The organism is Streptomyces katrae, from assembly GCF_000966975.1.
GTDB classification, from domain to species: domain Bacteria; phylum Actinomycetota; class Actinomycetes; order Streptomycetales; family Streptomycetaceae; genus Streptomyces; species Streptomyces katrae.
On sequence record NZ_JZWV01001632.1, the window covers coordinates 1 to 1,557 of the forward strand.

At 79.4% G+C, this 1,557-nt stretch carries 1 protein-coding gene; it reads left to right on the forward strand.

What is annotated here, in order from left to right:
• Window positions 1-245: 245 nt before the first annotated feature.
• Entirely contained in the window at window positions 246-896 is a 651-nt protein-coding gene (locus VR44_RS39745; RefSeq protein ID WP_045952568.1) for a hypothetical protein, read from the forward strand.
• The last annotated feature ends 661 nt before the right edge of the window (window positions 897-1,557 follow it).

The following is a 1,557-nucleotide window of genomic DNA, read 5'->3' on the forward strand; positions in this document are numbered from 1 at the left end:
CCCCCCGACCCCGACCCGCCGGGCGCCTTCCGGCGGGGGCGTCCGGGGAGCCTGTGTCTCCGGCGGGGCCGGCCGTGGAGTCTCCGTTCGCGGAGGGGCCGTCCGGGGAGCCCGTGTCTCCGGCAGGGCCGGCCGTGGAGGGTGTGGCTCCGGTGGGGCCGTCTGCGGAGTCCCCGTTTGCGGAGGGGCCGTTGGAGGAGCCCGCGTTTTCGGCGGGGCCGGCCGTGGGGGGTGGGGTTCCGGGGTTGCCGGAACCGTCCTGGCCGTCCGGTGAGGCCGAGGCCGGGCCGGTGGAGAGCTGCGAGGCCTACACGGGGACGCCGCTGGCGCTCACGGCCCGCCACGACGCCGACGGCGGGCTGCTGTTGACGCTCGTCCACGACCGGACCCGGATCGCCGACAGCGACGCCGCCGAGATCCTCTGGCAGACCACCCGTCTGCTGCGCGGCCTCCCGGCCGACGCGGGCCCCGGAGCCACCGTCGCCAGGGCGCTGCGGCTGCTCGACGGAGCCCCCCTGCCCCTGGCTGCCGCGCGCCCCGACCCGGCGCTGCGCACCCTGCGCCCGGGCGCCGCCCCCGGGTCCGGGCTGGTCTGCCTGCTGCGGCCGCCCGGCGCGCCCGAGGACTGCTACGAGGGCGTCGCGCACGGCCTGCGCGGCACGCGGGCCCTGCTGTCCGTGGCCCCCTGGGCCACGGCCGCCCTGACCGCGCTGGCCCCGGCGCTGGCGGCCGGGGAGCCCGTCGTCCTCGGCGGGTACCCGGAGGTGGCGGACCTCGCGCACCAGGTCGCCGGACGGGTCGCCGCGTACGGCTGGGGCCGCCCACCGGTCGCGGTCGCCGCCACCGACGCCGAACTCGCCGAGGCCCTCACCGCGGCCGCCCGCAGGCGGCCGTAGGCCGTCCCCGAAGTCGGCCGGGACCGACCCGCGAAGCTTTCCGCCGGGCGGCCCGAAGACGGGCCGTCTCCGGTCGGCCCGTCCTCGGCCGGCGGAGGCTTCCTGGTCTGCTCGGGCCGTTCGGCCGTGCGGCGGCGGGTGCCGCGTGGTGCCGGTCGGCGCCGTCTTCGTGCTGGCCCGTCTTCCGGCTGGCCCCCGGCTGGCCGGGCCTTTCCGGCGGGCTGGGGCTTCCTGGTCTGCTCGGGCGGTTCGGCCGTGTGGCGGCGGGTGCCGCGTGGTGCCGGTCGGCGCCGTCTCCGGTCGGTCCGCGCTCGCCCGGCCCGGCTGCGGTGGGTGTCGGGTGGTGCCGACCAGCCGCGTTTCCCTGGTCGGCCCGTCTTCGGGCTGGGCCGTGTTCCGGGAGGGCCCCCTGGCCGGGCCCTTTCGGCGGGCTGGGGCTTTCTGGGCTGCTCGGGCCGTCGGGGTGTGCGGCGGCGGGTGCCCTGTCGTGCCGGTCTGTGCCGTCTTCCGGCAGGGCCCCGGTCGGCCCGGGCCTCTCGGTCGGCCGGGGCTTTGTGGCGGGATCGGGTTGTTCGGTCGTGCGGCGGCCGGTGTCGCGTGGTGCCGGCCGGGGCCGTCCTCTTGGTCGGCTTCGGCCGCTCGGGTGCGCCGAGGTGGGAGG